General features: G+C 63.2%; 18 protein-coding genes and 1 pseudogene. 8 read left to right on the forward strand and 11 right to left on the reverse strand.

Annotation, left to right across the window (positions count from 1 at the left end):
• From BJP08_RS08730 to gdhA, 7 genes are all read right to left on the reverse strand, one after another.
• The gene (locus BJP08_RS08730) at positions 1 to 1,002 is read right to left on the reverse strand and encodes an iron ABC transporter permease (protein WP_071569232.1); all 1,002 of its coding nucleotides are present in this window, start codon (positions 1,000 to 1,002) and stop codon (positions 1 to 3) included.
• Complete coding sequence (locus BJP08_RS08735; RefSeq protein ID WP_071569234.1) at positions 995 to 2,170, reverse strand: ABC transporter substrate-binding protein; 1,176 nt, start codon at positions 2,168 to 2,170, stop codon at positions 995 to 997. Before BJP08_RS08735 ends, BJP08_RS08730 begins: the two co-directional genes overlap by 8 nt.
• A gap of 157 nt (positions 2,171 to 2,327) precedes the next feature.
• Complete coding sequence (locus BJP08_RS08740) at positions 2,328 to 3,500, reverse strand: acetylornithine transaminase (RefSeq protein WP_071569235.1); 1,173 nt, start codon at positions 3,498 to 3,500, stop codon at positions 2,328 to 2,330.
• Entirely contained in the window at positions 3,497 to 4,432 is a 936-nt protein-coding gene (gene argB, locus BJP08_RS08745; RefSeq protein ID WP_071569236.1) for an acetylglutamate kinase, read from the reverse strand. The genes BJP08_RS08740 and argB overlap by 4 nt, the downstream gene beginning before the upstream one ends.
• Positions 4,433 to 4,441: 9 nt before the next feature.
• Positions 4,442 to 5,602, reverse strand: coding sequence for a bifunctional glutamate N-acetyltransferase/amino-acid acetyltransferase ArgJ (argJ, locus tag BJP08_RS08750; RefSeq protein ID WP_071569237.1), 1,161 nt, complete (start codon positions 5,600 to 5,602; stop codon positions 4,442 to 4,444).
• Positions 5,603 to 5,665: 63 nt separating this feature from the next.
• Positions 5,666 to 6,721, reverse strand: coding sequence for an N-acetyl-gamma-glutamyl-phosphate reductase (argC, locus tag BJP08_RS08755; RefSeq protein WP_071569238.1), 1,056 nt, complete (start codon positions 6,719 to 6,721; stop codon positions 5,666 to 5,668).
• 164 nt (positions 6,722 to 6,885) lie between these two features.
• Positions 6,886 to 8,232, reverse strand: a complete 1,347-nt coding sequence (gdhA, locus tag BJP08_RS08760; protein WP_071569239.1) for an NADP-specific glutamate dehydrogenase — start codon at positions 8,230 to 8,232, stop codon at positions 6,886 to 6,888.
• A gap of 340 nt (positions 8,233 to 8,572) precedes the next feature.
• Here gdhA and BJP08_RS08765 point away from each other — a divergent pair, with 340 nt between their 5' ends.
• Entirely contained in the window at positions 8,573 to 9,319 is a 747-nt protein-coding gene (locus tag BJP08_RS08765) for a hypothetical protein (RefSeq protein WP_071569240.1), read from the forward strand.
• Between the two features lie 796 nt (positions 9,320 to 10,115).
• On the opposite strand, the gene BJP08_RS08770 is transcribed toward BJP08_RS08765, so the two are convergent.
• Positions 10,116 to 10,370, reverse strand: a complete 255-nt coding sequence (locus BJP08_RS08770) for a hypothetical protein (protein WP_071569241.1) — start codon at positions 10,368 to 10,370, stop codon at positions 10,116 to 10,118.
• 195 nt (positions 10,371 to 10,565) lie between these two features.
• Here BJP08_RS08770 and BJP08_RS08775 point away from each other — a divergent pair.
• The 5 genes and pseudogenes from BJP08_RS08775 to BJP08_RS08795 all read left to right on the forward strand — a co-directional run.
• Positions 10,566 to 11,337, forward strand: a pseudogene (locus BJP08_RS08775) (methyltransferase domain-containing protein); the annotation flags it as partial.
• Positions 11,335 to 11,718, forward strand: a complete 384-nt coding sequence (locus BJP08_RS08780; RefSeq protein WP_255364825.1) for a cupin domain-containing protein — start codon at positions 11,335 to 11,337, stop codon at positions 11,716 to 11,718. The pseudogene BJP08_RS08775 and the gene BJP08_RS08780, both read left to right, overlap by 3 nt.
• A 208-nt stretch (positions 11,719 to 11,926) precedes the next feature.
• A complete protein-coding gene (locus BJP08_RS08785; RefSeq protein ID WP_071569243.1) occupies positions 11,927 to 12,196 on the forward strand; it encodes an FTR1 family protein in 270 nt (89 codons plus the stop codon).
• 248 nt (positions 12,197 to 12,444) lie between these two features.
• On the forward strand, positions 12,445 to 12,693 hold the full coding sequence (locus BJP08_RS11700; RefSeq protein WP_071569244.1) for a hypothetical protein: 249 nt from the start codon (positions 12,445 to 12,447) through the stop codon (positions 12,691 to 12,693).
• Positions 12,665 to 12,886 (forward strand): hypothetical protein, encoded by a 222-nt coding sequence (locus tag BJP08_RS08795; RefSeq protein WP_071569245.1) that lies wholly within the window; start codon positions 12,665 to 12,667, stop codon positions 12,884 to 12,886. The genes BJP08_RS11700 and BJP08_RS08795 overlap by 29 nt, the downstream gene beginning before the upstream one ends.
• Positions 12,887 to 13,100: 214 nt before the next feature.
• Here the strand turns inward: BJP08_RS08795 and BJP08_RS08800 are convergent, their stop codons facing one another.
• On the reverse strand, positions 13,101 to 13,478 hold the full coding sequence (locus BJP08_RS08800; RefSeq protein WP_071569246.1) for a PH domain-containing protein: 378 nt from the start codon (positions 13,476 to 13,478) through the stop codon (positions 13,101 to 13,103).
• 177 nt (positions 13,479 to 13,655) lie between these two features.
• Positions 13,656 to 14,414, reverse strand: coding sequence for a hypothetical protein (locus tag BJP08_RS11475; RefSeq protein ID WP_143110082.1), 759 nt, complete (start codon positions 14,412 to 14,414; stop codon positions 13,656 to 13,658).
• A gap of 195 nt (positions 14,415 to 14,609) precedes the next feature.
• On the opposite strand from BJP08_RS11475, the gene BJP08_RS11705 reads away from it, so the two are divergent.
• Positions 14,610 to 14,747, forward strand: a complete 138-nt coding sequence (locus tag BJP08_RS11705; protein ID WP_177221749.1) for a hypothetical protein — start codon at positions 14,610 to 14,612, stop codon at positions 14,745 to 14,747.
• 283 nt (positions 14,748 to 15,030) lie between these two features.
• Positions 15,031 to 15,375, forward strand: coding sequence for an iron chelate uptake ABC transporter family permease subunit (locus BJP08_RS08810; protein WP_083428489.1), 345 nt, complete (start codon positions 15,031 to 15,033; stop codon positions 15,373 to 15,375).
• A 152-nt stretch (positions 15,376 to 15,527) separates the two neighbouring features.
• On the opposite strand, the gene BJP08_RS11480 is transcribed toward BJP08_RS08810, so the two are convergent.
• The gene (locus BJP08_RS11480) at positions 15,528 to 15,737 is read right to left on the reverse strand and encodes a hypothetical protein (protein WP_143110083.1); all 210 of its coding nucleotides are present in this window, start codon (positions 15,735 to 15,737) and stop codon (positions 15,528 to 15,530) included.
• Positions 15,738 to 15,743 lie beyond the last annotated feature (6 nt).

The following is a 15,743-nucleotide window of genomic DNA, read 5'->3' on the forward strand; positions in this document are numbered from 1 at the left end:
CTACACCGTCCTTTGACGGCGCTGGCTGGTAAGCGCGTAGACCAGGAACGGGATACCGATGATCGAGCTGATGATGCCGATGGGCACCACCACGCCCGGAACAATCAGCTTGGAAAGGATTGAAGAGACAAGCAGAATCATTGCGCCGAGGATGGCGGAGCTTGTCAGGTAGAAACGCTGGTCCTCGGAAACCAGGCGGCGTGCCAGATGCGGCGCGGCCAGCCCAATGAACCCGATCTTTCCGCAGAAACTCACCGCAAGCGCAGTAAGGATAGAAGCGAGGATCAGGGAAAGGATCTTCACTCGTCCTACGTTGACGCCGAGTGCTTCCGCGCGTGCTTCGCCGAATTTCAGGGCGGTCAGGTTCCAGGCGTTGCGAAGCAGCACCGCGAACACAACGACGAACGTCGAGAGCAGGATCCACGCCTGGGGGTAGGAGGCGCGGGTTAGCCCGCCCATCGTCCAGAATACGATGTACGACAAGCTTTCCTCGGATGCACGGTACTGGATCAGGGACAGGAACGCGTCGAAAAGGAAGTTCAGCGCGATGCCCGCAAGCACGAGTGATGAGTTGCTCATCTCGATGTATTTGCCCACCGCGAAGATAATCAGCACGGAGACCAGCGCGAGCAGCAGCGCTCCGCCGGTTACGAAGACCATCGGCAGCGCCGTCACAAAGACGATGGCTGCGCCGAGGCTCGCCGCCGAGGACACGCCAAGCGTGAACGGGCTGGCGAGCGGGTTATTCAGGATCGTCTGCATCACGGCACCCGCCAACCCCAGGCTCATCCCCACCCCTACTGCCATGAGGGCAGCTGGCATGCGCATGCGGAAGAACGCAACGTGCTCAACCGAGTCAGGGTCTAACACGGTGGAGAAGTTTGAGAGCTTGATGTTAGCGGGGCCGACGCACAGATCCACCACGAAAAGGACCACGACCGCCAAAATGGCAAACGCGATCAGTAGTCCTTTCGGGAGGCTTTTTGTTGTTGCCTTACTCATACTTGACGAACCAGGTTCCTTCGTATGGGATCGGCATGTACTTTTCGAAGTACTCCTTGATCAGCGCCTCCGGATCCAGGTCCGCGAACTCCTCCGGGTGGAAGAGCTTGGCTAGCTGCGCGTAGGAGTAGAAGTCCAGCATTTCACGGGTCATTGGGTGACCAATCGCGTACAGCTCGTTGTTCTGGATAGCGGTGAGCTTGTCCCAGCCTTCGCGCTCACGGTAGGGCTTGAGCGAAGCAAGCGCTTCGTCCTTCGATACCGAAAAGCCCATCTTGACGGAGTCCGGCTGGTTGGCCCAGAGGGAACCCGCAAAGATAATTTTGTCCGGGTTGCTGACCAAGACCTGCTCTGCAGAGAGCGCTTCCGCATCGTTGGGAGCCATGAAATGCGTCGCGATGTTGTCTGCCCCGACGGCGTCCAGGATGGCGCCCCACATAATGTCAGCACCGTAGGTGTTGCCGAACTCGGTCGGACCGCTCGAGCTGGTTTCAAAGTACACCGAGGTAGAGCGGTCCAGCTTCGAAGCGCGCTCCTCGATGTCGCCGACGACGTCTTCGTAGAACTTCGTGATCTCGTCGACGTTCTTCGTCAGCCCGGTGGCTTCAGCGATGATCTTGGTGGACTGAATATGGTTGTCCAGCTTTTGGCTGTGGTAATCGATGTAGATTACCGGGATGCCAGTCTGTTCAGCGATGACATCCATCTTTGCTTTCTGGCGAACCGGAGCAATGACTCCGTCGACACCCATCGTCAGGAGTTGTTCGGCGGAAATCTGATCCTTCGTCGCATCACCAATCTTCGGGATATCAGCAAGCTCCGGGTTCGCCTTAAGCAAAAGGTCCCACAGGTCTTGTCGGTTGGACTCGAGGCCCTTGTCCATCGCAGCGATCTTGGACGTGTAGTTGTCCCGGTCGAGGGCCGCCATCGTCAAAAGCGGCCCGCCTGAACCAGAAAGCTGGATGGCAGCGTGCTCGAGTGGCTTCTCTAGTTTAATCGTGTTCCCGGTGATGTCCGTGATGGTCACTGCGTGCGAGGCGTCTGCGACGGTCTGGCTCGTTTCCGAGGCAGACTCATTGTTCGCAGGACTGCTGCATCCAGTCACTGTCCACATCATCGCGGCGCAGAGCACTACTGCTGGGAGGGATTTCTTCGCGGAGAAGACCATGAGTATCGACTTTCACTGTGGTTTGGTTGCACCGATTCCGAGCAAGGAATGTGAAGGCGCAAGGGTGGATGGCTCCACCTCACTAGCAAATGTTCAATTAATGAATTGAACAACCAAATTACAGCACATGTGAAAGCGATACGTCAAGCCTGTCGGCTTACTGTGAGGCCTCCGCAATCGCGGCCGCGAGGCGCTCAACCGCCCGCGCAATCTCGTCGTCGCCGATCACCAGCGGCGGCGTCAGCCGAATCACGTCATCCGCCGGCGCGTTCAGGATCACGCCATGCTCAAGTCCCAGCGTGACGACGCGCTTCGCCACCGGCTGCTCCAGCACCAGGCCAAGCATGAGCCCGCGCCCGCGCACTTCCTTCACGCCTGGGATTGCCAAGGTGGCGTCGTAAAGCACCTGACCTTTGTGGCGCACCTCCGCGAGGAAGGTGTCGTCGATCGTCTCCAGCACTGCGGTGGCCGCCGCGCAGGAGACGGGGTTGCCGCCGAACGTGGTGCCGTGGCTACCCGGGGTGAACAGCTTCGCGGCCTCGCCGCGCGCGATGGTCGCGCCGACAGGCAGGCCGCCGCCGAGCCCCTTGGCCATAGTGATCACGTCCGGCAGCACACCCTCGTGCTGGAAGGCGAAGAAGTCGCCGGTGCGGCCGACGCCGGTTTGTACCTCGTCGACGATGAAGAGGATGCCGTACTTGTCGCACAGCTCGCGCACCTGGGTGAGGAAGCCTTCCGGGGCGGGGATGACGCCGGTTTCGCCCTGGATTGGCTCCAGGATGATGGCTGCGGTATCCGAAGGGTTCTGTTCTACGAGTGCGGTGAGCGCTTCGATGTCGCCGTAGGGGGAGAACTCCACGCCTGCGGGCATGGGTTCGAAGGGCTTTTGCTTGTCCGGCTGGCCGGTCATGGCGAGTGCGCCCATGGTGCGGCCGTGGAAGCCGTGCTGCGCTGCAAGAATACGGCGGCGGCCGGTCAGCCGCGCGAGTTTGAAGGCGGCCTCGTTGGCCTCGGTACCGGAGTTGCAGAAGTAGACGCGGGCGGTGTCATCGCCAACGTGCTCCCGCAGGGCCTCGGCGACCTTGACCACGGGCGCGGAGCCGAACAGGTTCGAGACGTGGCCGAGCGTCGATAGCTGGTTGGTGACCGCCTCAACCACTGCCGGATGCGCATGGCCAAGCGAGTTGACCGCGATGCCGGCCAGCAGGTCGATGTACTGCTTGCCATCCGCGTCAGTCACCGTGGAGCCGGAACCTTCGACGAGCTCGACTGGTGGGACCGGGTAGTTGTCGAGAAGCGCGCCCGCCCAACGCTGTGTGAAGTCCTTCATGCGTCATCCTTTCTAAAAATGGTGCCGTCCGGGTACTGGGAACGGTCGTAATCATCTGGCAGAACCATGGTGCCCACCCCGCCCATCGTGAGCAGCTCAAGGAGCACGGAGTGCGCGACGCGCCCGTCGATGACGTGGGCGGCCCTCACCCCTCCCTGCACTGCGGTCAGGCACGCCTCCATCTTGGGGATCATGCCCGAGTCCAGTGCTGGCAGCATCTGCTCGAGGTCCCCGGCCTCGATCTTCGACAGCAACGAGTCCCTGTTCGGCCAGTCCGTGTAGAGGCCCTCCACGTTGGTCAGCACCACGAGGCGCTCCGCGCCGATCGCCGCGGCGAGTGCGCCCGCGGCCTCGTCGGCGTTGATGTTGTACACCTCGCCGTTCTCGCCCGGCGCGATGCCGGAGACCACCGGGATGCGGCCTGCCTCGATGATGTCCATGACGGCGGCGGGGTTCACGTCGGTGATCGTGCCGACGAGCCCGATGTCGCGGGTTTCGCCGTCGACGTCGACGGTGCGGCGCTTCGCGGTGAACAGCCCGGCGTCCTCGCCGGAGGTGCCCACTGCGTAGGGCCCGTGGGAGTTGATCTTGCCCAGCAGGTCACGCCCGACCTGGCCGAAGAGCACCATGCGCACCACGTCCAGGATCTCCGGGGTGGTGACGCGGAAGCCACCGACAAACTCGCCACCGTCGAGGCCCAGGCGCTTGAGCATCGCGCTGATCTGTGGGCCGCCGCCGTGCACGACCACGGGTTTCGCGCCGACGGTGCGTAGGAAGACCATGTCGGCAGCGAAGGCGGCTTTGAGGTCTTCATCGATCATGGCGTTGCCGCCGTACTTGACCACCACAATTTTGTCGCGGTAGTGCTGCAGCCATGGCAGTGCCTCTGCCAGGACGGTTGCCCGCTGCTCGCTGCTGAGATTCGCTAACACGGATGCCTCCTAGCTGCTGTATGCGGAGTTGATTTCGACGTAGGCGTGCGACAGGTCGGTGGTGCGCACAGTGGCGCTGCCCTGCCCGCCGGTGCCAAGGTTGACGACGACCTCGATGTTCGCACCGCTTAGGTCCACATCGCGCGCGCCCGGCGCGCCCGCGGACTGCTCGCAGACGGTCTGCCCGTTGAAGGTGACTGAGATGTTCTCGGCGTCCATCTCGGCGTCTGCCATGCCGACGGCGGCGAGCACGCGGCCCCAGTTCGGGTCGGAGCCGAACATTGCGGTCTTGACAAGGTTGTCGCGCCCGATGGCTCGTGCTGCGTTGAGCGCCTGGACGTCGTCGGCTGCGCCTTCGACGGTGATGGCCACGCGCTTGGTTACGCCTTCGGCGTCGGATTGCATCATGGCGGCGAGTTGCGAGCAGGCGTCTTGCATCGCGGCGTCGAGTTCGTCTTGCGTCGGGGTGACGCCGCTTGCGCAGCTGGCCATGGCGATGACGGTGTCGTTGGTGGAGGTGGAGCCGTCGATATCGAGGGTGTTGAAGGTGGTGGCAACGGCGCGGTCGAGCGCAGCCTGCAGCGCTTGGCTCTCGACGTCCGCGTCCGTGGTGATGCACACGAGCATGGTGGCAAGCGACGGCGCCATCATGCCCGCGCCCTTGCCCATCCCGCCGAGCGTCCAACCGTCACCATTGACGACGACCTCTTTCGCCACGGTGTCCGTGGTCTTGATGGCGACGGCGGCGTCCGCGCCATGGTCGCCGAGTTCCTTCACGAGGGCCCCGATGCCGTGCTCTATCTTGTCCATCGGCAGCAGGTCGCCGATGATGCCGGTGGAGCACACCGCGATCTGCGAGGCCTCCGACCCGATACCCGTGGCCGTGAGCTGCTGCATCGCCTTGGCGTCCTCGAGGCCCTGCGCGCCGGTGCAGGCGTTGGCGTTGCCAGAGTTAAACACGACGGCGGAGATAGCGCCGCCCTTGATTACTTCGCGGCTGACCTTGACCGGCGCTGCGAAAACTTTGTTGCGGGTGAATACGGCCGCGGCTGCCTGCTTTGGCCCTTCGTTGACCACGACGGCCATGTCCGGCTTGCCGGATGCCTTGATGCCGGCCGAGGTCGCGGCGGCGCTGAATCCCTTGGGGGCGGTGACACCAGTAGTGCTCATGATGAAAGTGTCCTTTACAGTCCTATACGAGAAGAAGAAGTAGAGATGGAGTGAGGCTGGCGGTTACGGAGCCACCCCGGCTCGCGAGAGCCCCGCGGTCTCTTCGAGCCCGAGTGCAAGGTTCATGCACTGCACGGCACCGCCGCCGGTGCCTTTGGTGAGGTTGTCGATGGCACTGGTGACCACCAGTTTCTTGGCCGATTCGTCGACTGCTACCTGCACGTGGCACATGTTTGAGCCGACCACGTGCTGCGTCTGCGGCTGCTGCCCGGCCGGGAGCAGGGTGACGAAGGCTTCGCCCGCGTAGGCGGATTCGTACGCTGCACGGACAGCGGCAGCGTCCACACCCTGGGCAAGGGGTGCGACCACGGTGGTGAGGATGCCGCGCGGCAGCGGTGCGAGCACCGGCGTGAAGCTGATGCCGACCGGAGACTGCGCTACTTCCTGCAAGTTCTGCTGGATCTCCGGGGTGTGCCGGTGGGTGCCGCCAGCGCTGTAGGCCTTCAGCGAGCCCATCGTTTCCGCGCCCAGCATGGCAACGCTCGCCTTCTTGCCTGCGCCGGACACGCCGGTGACGGAGACGATGGTCAGGTCCGGCTCTACCAGGCCGGATGCGACCGCTGGCCACGCCGCGAGCGTAGCGCCCGTCGGGAAGCAGCCGGGCACCGCGATCCGCGTAGCTGCCGCGATCTGATCGCGGTGGCCGGGCAGCTCCGGCAGGCCGTACGGCCAGGACCCGGCGTGCTCGGAACCGTAGTAGTGCTGCCAGGCATCGGCGCTGCGCAGCCGGAAGTCCGCGGCGCAGTCGATGACCGTGACCTCTGGCGGCAGCGCCGCGCCGATCTTCGCGGAGTGCCCGTGCGGCAAGCCGAGGAAGACAACGTCGTGGCCCGCGAGTACCTCCACGGTGGTGGGTTCAATGACGCGGCCGGCAAGCTCGGGCAGGTGCGGCATGAGCTCCCCTACCGAGGCGCCCGCGTTGGAGGCCCCGGTGAGCGCACCGATCTCGAGCTCGCCCGCGAGGTATGCCGGGTGGCCGAGTAGCAGGCGGAGGATCTCGCCGCCGGCGTACCCGGTAGCGCCCGCGACTGCTACGTTCAACACTGTTTGCTCTGACATACACGGGAGTGTAACAGCTATGCGGCCCAGTGTATGTTATTCAGGAAAATTTCTTTCTTCCTACCCCTGGAAACACGCCTGCCCACTACCGAACCGGTCTTAAGTCAGTGTCGACAGTGGGCAATTAATCGTATTTTATGCTATCAACGCACATTCATGCATTGTTAGATAACACCCTGCGCCAGCATCGCGTCAGCGACCTTCTTGAAGCCCGCGATGTTCGCGCCGGCCACGTAGTCGCCCTCCATGTCGTACTCCTTTGCGGTCGAATCGACCGTCTTGAAGATGTTCGACATGATCTCATGCAAACGCTGGTCGGTGTACTCGAAGGACCAGGAGTCGCGCGAGGCGTTCTGCTGCATCTCCAGCGCGGAGGTGGCCACGCCACCTGCGTTGGCTGCCTTGCCCGGCGCGAACGCGATCCCCTTCTGCTGGAAGTAGTGCGCAGCCGCTGGGGTGCACGGCATGTTTGCGCCCTCGGCGACGTAGCGGACACCGTTGTCCACGAGGAGTTTGGCGTCGTCACCATCGAGCTCGTTCTGGGTGGCGCACGGCAGGGCGACGTCCGCCTGGACCTCCCACACGTTGCCATCCCGGTGGAATTCGACGCCCTCGCCGGCCTCAGCCGCGTAGGTGGAGATGCGCCCGCGGCGCACTTCCTTGACGTCCTTGAGCAGTTCGATGTCCACGCCGTTCGGGGTGGTGACGTAGCCGGAGGAGTCCGACATGGCCACAACCACGCCGCCGAGCTGCTGTACCTTCTCGGCAGCGTAGATGGCCACGTTGCCGGAGCCGGAGACGATGACCTTGGAGCCCTCGAAGGTCTCGCCGTGCGTCTGCATCATTTCGGAGGCGAGGTAGACCAGGCCGTAGCCGGTTGCCTCGGTACGCACGAGCGAGCCGCCCCACTTCAGCCCCTTGCCGGTGATCACGCCGGACTCGTGGCCGTTTTCCAAGCGGCGGTACTGGCCAAAGAGGTAGCCGATCTCGCGTGCGCCAACGCCGATGTCACCGGCTGGCACATCGCGGTATTCGCCGATGTGGGTGTGCAGCTCCGTCATGAAGGACTGGCAGAAGCGCATGATCTCGGCGTCGGACTTGCCCTTCGGGTCGAAGTCAGAGCCACCTTTCGCGCCGCCGATCGGCAGGCCGGTCAGGGAGTTCTTGAAGATCTGCTCGAAGCCCAGGAACTTGATGATGCCCAGGTTCACGCTCGGGTGGAATCGCAGCCCGCCCTTGTAGGGGCCGAGCGCGGAGTTGAACTGCACGCGGAAGCCGCGGTTGACCTGGATTTGCCCGTTGTCATCGACCCATGGGACGCGGAACACAAGCTGGCGCTCTGGCTCGCAGAGACGCTCGATGAGTCCGTAGTCAGCGTAGTGAGGATCCTTGTTGAGGACGATCTTGAGGGAGTCAAGCACTTCCGCGAGTGCCTGGTGGAACTCCGGTTCCCCCGCGTTCCTCTTCTGCAATTTGCCGTAATAGTCAGAGATCTGTTGATCGATAGACATGTGAATCCTTTCTTCGTGGCGCCCCTTCCGTGGCGAGCACTTCATTGGCTGGACCCCTGTTAGTTTTCCCTCATTGCAAAAGCGTCGCAGGAAAAAATCCACCGAATTTTTGGGACATGGGTCACATTTTCTGCGCCCCTGCCCTTCACTGCTTTTCGACGCCCCTCCGCCACCCCACTCGAACACGCCTTCGTCAACATGGACGCTGCATCCCGACTTCTACCTGCTAAAACGCGCCAACAGCACGACCAATACAGGCTTGCCCGCGTGCTTGCCCGGCGAAATGTCGGACCCGTTCGCTACATTGCAGCAACACCAACGACACCGAAGGAGACCAATCATGACAACAACGCCCACAGTGCGGTTCCACGGCTACCCGAAACGCCTTGTCCCCGATATTTTCGGCGGCTCCGACTGGGACCTCCCGATGACCGACCGCGATAGCGACTCTATCTTTTTCCTCGTGGAGTACCTGAAAATCATCGACCCGGAGAACGCAAACGAGCCGACGGCCTACACACTGCTTCGCGAGCTTCACAGCGAACACCGCGCAATGGAAGTAGAAGTATTCAATTATCTGCGCGAGACACCAGGGATCCAGGAGGAGAAAGACCAGGCGTTCTACCGGGTAATGTTCCAGTTCCTGCAGTACCAAGCCGGGCAACTCGTGATCAAAGCTCTGGAAGCTACCGACGGGAACCCTTACAAGGTGGTTGGGATGATGCGCTACCACCACCCATCGATCGAACGCGCAGCAGCTGTCGACGCCGTCATGAAAACCACCGTGGAGGAAGCACTGAAAACGCTCGGGAGGGACCACAGCCCGCAGGCCGTCGAGGAGCTGTGGTTGGAACTCAACCAGGAGGTCGATCTGTTAGCGCAAACGAGGAAAGCTCAACGCCTAGCCGGTTGGGCGAAGGACATCAAGAATTTGCCTCGAAGCAGCGAAGCGATGGAGAAGATTTTCCTCCAGGACCAGAACGAAGCGGCGTGGACGGTGATCGACCAACATCTGACAGAGCCGATCAACGCGCTGATCGAACAGCAGGAAGAAGAGGATCCCTGGGCGGTGGACTGGGACAGCTAGACCTTGTGCCCTGCGTGGTCACCGGCCATCTCCGCGTAATTAAGCAAAGAGCAGCTCCTGGCGCTGATGCTCGTTCGCAGGTTGCGAATAACGGCCCAACGCCTACATCGCGCTTGAATGATCCGCTACCGGATACTCACTCAGGTGTTACCGGGCACTCGCCACACCGCTACCCTTTCAGTCTTCTGAATACCTGCAGCTGCGCTGTCATCGATGTGCATGCTGCGCTGACGAAGCAGGTCGACCTGCCTCTCGTGACCCAACCAACCATTCGGCATCGAATATGCCTCCACAGATAGTGAAAGGCTCCAGTCATCTGTACATTTCCCTCATGGGAAAGAGGCTTGACCTCTATCGCAGCCCATTTACGGGGCTCCTTCCAGCAAATGCAAAGCTGCCACTGTCGGGGTGCCCGTTTCAAAACCCCAGCTTAAGCGTGAGAAAAGGTGGGCTGGACGTGGCTAGTTACACACAAATGTCGCTTAAGCCTTTGACTTGCTACGCAAAAGCCCCCCTCGCATTTAAGCTTGCAACGCATAGGCTTGGAGGGGGTATCTCTTGGCTCGAACTATATACAGCTCTAGAGCTTTAGAGCAATTTTCTGCCTTGAAAATCCAAGAGACGAAATCAGAGTCAGCTGCAGGGTGCGGGTGATTTCCTCACGATCCATGACGTTCCCTCCTGAGACGGCGTTGCCTCCAAAGTACACGGCCCGCACCGGCGCCCGGCGCCGTCCCATCCCCTAGATCTCCTCCGGCACTCCGGGCATGGCACCGCTGACACAGACTTCCCCGGGTCAGTCGATGCATAGCGGGGCCTCGTGTCCGCGCGTACCGCCGACGATGATGACTGACATTAACCAGACCCCGTCCACGCCCAACTCCCCGTGCCGTTTCGCCGCCGTGGTGACCAGATGCGACGCCAAGGCGGAGGCCGTCGCCAAGCGAACCGGTGCCAGAGCGGGACCCGACGATGACCCCGCGACGACCGCCGGGCGGCCGCCGCCGACGAGCTCGTCGACCAAACTCCGCAGGACCGCTGACCGGGGCATTTCTCGAACCAACTCCCCTTTCGGGCCGTCGCAAAGCTGCTTTGCGACGGCTTGATCTGGCTTTTCACCGCCTTCTCGACAAGAACTTTAGCTTAGCCTAAGCTATTTTCTAGTAATCGGTATTTCATATTCGGATTATTGGCAGCCACGTTCCGACGACACCGCCACCACCGACACTCTACGAAGGAGTTAAGCATGACCGCCCGCGACAGGGATTTCGATAAACTCCAGGGACATTGGCTATTGGCCAGGCTCGGAAAGAAGGTGCTGCGCCCCGGAGGCCGGAAGATGACAGAGTGGATCCTCGACCAGTCCCGCCTCACCGACGCCCGAGTCGTCGAACTGGCCCCGGGCCTGGGCATCACGGCGGCAGAGATCCTGAAGCGACGGCCGTCCGGATACGTCGGAGTCGACGAAGACGAAGCCGCCGTACAGACCACAGCCAAGGTCGTGAGCGGCCAGGGTCGCGTAGTGAAGGGCAAGGCCCAGTCGACGGGGCTCGACGACGATTCAGCGGACGCCGTCATCGGCGAAGCGATGCTCACCATGCAGGGGGACAAGGGTAAGAATGCCATCCTCGACGAGGTCCGCCGCGTCCTCGCGCCCGGTGGCCGGTACGCGATCCACGAACTCGCACTGACCCCCGATGACCTCCCGCCATCGACTAAGGACGAGATCCGGGTCGCCATGTCGAAGGCGATTCGCGTCAATGCCCGTCCCCCTCACCCCCGCCGAATGGCGGCAGCTGCTCGAGGATCACGGCTTCGAGGTCGAACAGGTCCGCATCGGCGAGATGGGCCTGCTCAAGCCGAGCCAGATGCTCGAGGACGAAGGCCCTGCCGGGGTCGCGCGGATCGTCGTCAACGCGATCAGGCAGCCGGCGGCGCGCCGACGGGTCCTGAGCATGCGCAGCACATTCGTCAAACACGACGACTCTCTCGCCTCAATCGGCATCGTGGCCCGCGTGCGCGATGCCCGTAGGGAGATCGAATTCCTCGACGAGGAGCAGAAGGCCGATCTGGCCGCCGATCCGGACGTGCTGAGCTTCCATGATGTCATCGCGGCGGCACCCGCACCCGTGGACGGCGACGGCCCGGCGGTGCAGCGGTTGCAGACCGCGGACGGCGTGAACCTGATCGCCATGCGCTTCCGGGCGGGCCAGTCCCTGCCCGACCACCGTGCCGCCCATCCGATTCTGGTGCAGTGTATGGAAGGCCGTGTGCGTTTCTCGGTGGGCGACCGGACAGAAACCCTAACACCGGGCCGTGTCGCACATCTGCCGTCGATGGTTCCCCACCGGGTCGATGCCGACGAGGATTCCGTATTCCTGCTGTCGATGCTGACATAGGCGACGACATGGGCATTGGCGCAAGCATGGTCGAACACGGTGCGAACCCGCCCCGCCGAACACCCCGAATTGGGCCGTAACCAAGCCTGTACTTACCTATTCAGGTTTGAATTCCAACCGTCTAGTAGCAAGGTTTACCTAAGTTCATGAGGGATGGTGACGGTAATTTACCTGCCGGAGCGCCGCCCTCCTCCGAAAGGTCGACCGCATGTTCCCCGCTTCCTTCCTCATCGGCCTGCGTGAAGGCCTCGAGGCGGCCCTGATCGTGGGCATCCTCCTGGCGTACGCCCGCAAACGAGGACGGGAAGATGCCCGTCAGAAGATCTGGTGGGGCGTGACCATCACCGTAATCGGTTCCCTGATCCTCGGCGCCGTGTTCACGTTCGGCCGCACCAAACTCTCCTTCAAGGCCCAGGAGGTCATCGGCGGCACCATGTCGCTCATCGCCGTGGCGATGGTCACCTGGATGGTGTTCTGAATGATGCGGATCGGCGTCGGCCCCAAACGGGAGTTCGAAGCCGAGGCGGACGCCGGAGCGTTTCGCGAAGGTGCACCAGAACATGGCCAGGGACGACATGTTTATCGAGTACCTGAGGACGACCTCGTCGTCGGTGTTCCCCGTCGCGCCGGGAATCGGCGAGGACGGCTACGTGGGCCAGGGCTTGTTCGAATCCTGACCACGGGCACCACTCGATCACGATGGCGAGGAGGAAGGTGTCTAGGAAGGTGACCGGAAAATCCGGCGGAGGCCAGTCGAGAATTGGCCCTCGCCGTCGCCGCGGCGTCGCTAACGTTCGAATGGTGAACATCAGCCGCAAACTCTTCCGCTCCCCCACTCCCCAGGGTCCTCGCACGGTCCTGATTACCGGCGCTGCCTCCGGCTTCGGCCTCGAACTGGCCAAGCGCTTCATCGCCCGCGACGATTCCGTCATCGCGACGGACCTGCATGACGACGGCGAACGAGGACGTCGTTAAGCTCGGCGAAACGTGCGCCTACCGCAAGCTGGACGTGACCTCCGACGCCGAGTGGGAAGCCGCGACCGTCGCCGACGGCGCGATGAAGGGGCATCGACGCCCGCCGGCAGGTGGTCACGCCCGATTCGGTGGCGCTGATCGGCTGGTATGCCAAACGCTTCGCCTAGCGGCGGACGTAGGGCGTAGGGTGTAGAGCACCTTCAGCGAGTCGATGATGGCGATCATCATCGTCGTGGCCTCGCCCAACCCGTCGGAAAACGGGGGCGCGCCGCTCAACTCCACACATCATGCCCCTAGGGCATACGGTGTCGAGGGTTCACCGACGGCCGTCGCAAAGCACGGGCGAGCATCCGAGGACCGACTCGCCCCCGACCATCGGCCACCGGCACCTGCGGGAGCGCCCGGGCTTACAGCTGCCCGAACACCGCGTGGGCGATCAGCTGATCGAGGCGACGGATGTCGATGTCCCGGCCCAGCTTGACCTTGATGTGCCCGGCGCGGGTCCACAACTCCAGCTCCGCATTGAAGTCGAGGGTGCCCGCGTTCTCCGACGACCACATGTTGATCGACGAATACGGCAGCGAGTACAGCTCGACCTTCTTGCCGCGCAGCCCCTGGGCATCGCGGACGATTAATCGGCGGTCGGTGAAGATCGCGGAATCGCGGAAGGTCTTGTACGCCGTGATGGGACGCTCGCCCTGAACCAGGATCGGCCCGATGTCCTGGGGAATCGGGATTTCCTGCATGAGGGTCCAGCTGGTGATGGGGGTCATTTCGGCGGTCATGTCTCTCCTTCGGATGGGCGGGCACGCCACGGGAAACCGATACCCGCTGCGTCAACGATGCTAACACACCGTTCGACCACGACGCATAGAAATCCTCCGTGTCCCCGACCCCACAGCCAGCCCGCGGCCCGATGAACCGGGTGAGCAGCCTCAGGCCCGGATCGACCAGCTCGAACATCAGCCGCGCCCGATCGACGTGGGGCGGGCTACTCCTGGGTCAGCGCCCCGCCCCACTGGAACTGGCGGTGCAGCCGCCCGGCGATCTGATTGGCCAGCGCGGCCCGCTCCCACCGGTAAGACTGGGGACTGTGGCCCGGCGAGTTCGCGCCCCGGGGGACGCGGCGCCGCCGGAAGAATTCGGCTAAATTCGACGCAACGGCACGCCACGGCAGCACACCACGGCCAATTGGAGGAACCGCCATGACCGACGAACGCAGTTTGTGGGAGCAGGCCACCGAGTCGAGCTACTGGGCCGACCACGGGGAAGAACGGCCCAGCCCCCTCCCATGCCTCGTCGGGGTGAACCGACTTGCGGCCCGCTGCGGCTGCTCCCCCTCCCCGGACCGTCGCGGGCGGGTCGGGTTTCCTCGAACTCGACGAGCTCGCCTTCGAGCAGACGTCGAGCACCGACATGGTCGTCCGCGACGCCGGCAGCGACATCATCGGCCACGTCAACCGCAGGCCGCGCCTGGAGGAACCCGGGTTCCTCATTCCCCGAGTGATGGTCCTCGAGACCACCGGCCCCGACGGCCCCGTCGACCTGCTCCACATCACCGACCCGCGCAGCATGGGCGGCGCCGATTGCGACGCCGCCCTGCCTGACGGCACGCCGGTGGCGCACATTACCGAGATCTGGCGGTGGTTCCGCCTCAACCTCGCCATCCACGTGGAGGCCGGCGAGGGGCCGCCGGTGGCGTCGATAAGCAGGGAAAGCATGGGGTTCTGCGCCTACTTCCTGTCCAGGTACCGCTACCGCCTGCGCATCGAGCCCGGCGTGGACAGGCCACCCGGTTGGCGCTGGCGGCGACGGTGTACGCGGTGTCGCCGTACGGGTACAAGGACACGGAGAACCAATGAGCCCGGAGGCCGTTTCGGCTGCGGGATCGTTTCGGGGGTGGAAAGGTGGCGGCCATGACAGCCGTGCACCGTGATCTGAATCTCGACGACGAACTACTCGACGCTCTGACCGACCGCGACGCAGATGCCCGGGCCGACCGGGCGCTGGCGCTTCTGGATGCTGGCGCGAACGCCGCGGCGACCTCATCATGAAGCTGATCGTGCGCAATTCCGCCGAAGAGGAGGACAAGAGGGAGCTGTACGACGCCATGTTCTCCTGCCCCGCTACCGCGACACCCATCCCGACACGCCCGCCTTCCCTGGGCTGGACGCCTACCCGAACGCGAACAAGCCCAGTTAGCGGCGGCGGCCCGCCCCAGAGCTATGTGAAACCAGACTTTATTTTCGATACGTTTCCAGGGTGTCCGTCAACGTTTCCACCCCCATCGCACGTCGGGCCCGGTAGACGACTATCGGGGCCATCCTGACCGCGGCGGTGCTCGTCACGGTCCTCGCGGGAATCTCCCTCGGCCCGGTCAGCGTCTCACTGTCCGACGCGACCGCCGCCCTACTCGGGCCCATCGCCGACCGTCTCGGCGTCGACATGCCCGGCGCGACCCAGGCCCGCACCGCGCTAATTTGGACCATCTGTTTGCCGCGGGTGGTCGTCGCCGGTTTGGTAGGCACTTCCCTGGCCGTTGCTGGGTTGGTCATGCAGGCGGTCTTCCGCAACCCGTTGGCCGAACCGGGCATCACCGACGTGTCCTCGGGCGCGGCCACCGCCGCGGTGCTGGCTATCGTCACCGGAGCGACGTCGATGGCCAGCCGCTGGAGGATCTAGCCGGTAACCCGGTGAGTGAGCTCGGCCCCGTAATCGGCACAGTTAAGGGAAACTTGGAAGATTGTCCTCCAGCATTGTTGAATGGTGCAGGTGAATCGGGGGACAAGAACGTGCAGGCAGGTGGGAAACCCCACCACCGGCAGGTCAACCAGTCAGCGGACAGAGTCATCACGCAGTTTCCCGGGGTGGGTGCAGTCGGGGCAGTGCCCGTCGACAGCAACCGGGGCGGCGTCGATGATAGTGGAGGCGCCCGCGTCGGCGGCTCCGGTAAACGTCAAGCAGATTACTGCCGCGCGGCAGATAGTGTCTGCGACGAGGCTGCCACTAGGCTGCAAGTACGGTCCTGGTTCGGTCAGATGCAAGCGTCG

The sequence above is a fragment of the Corynebacterium sp. NML140438 genome (assembly GCF_001875725.1).
Taxonomy (GTDB): domain Bacteria; phylum Actinomycetota; class Actinomycetes; order Mycobacteriales; family Mycobacteriaceae; genus Corynebacterium.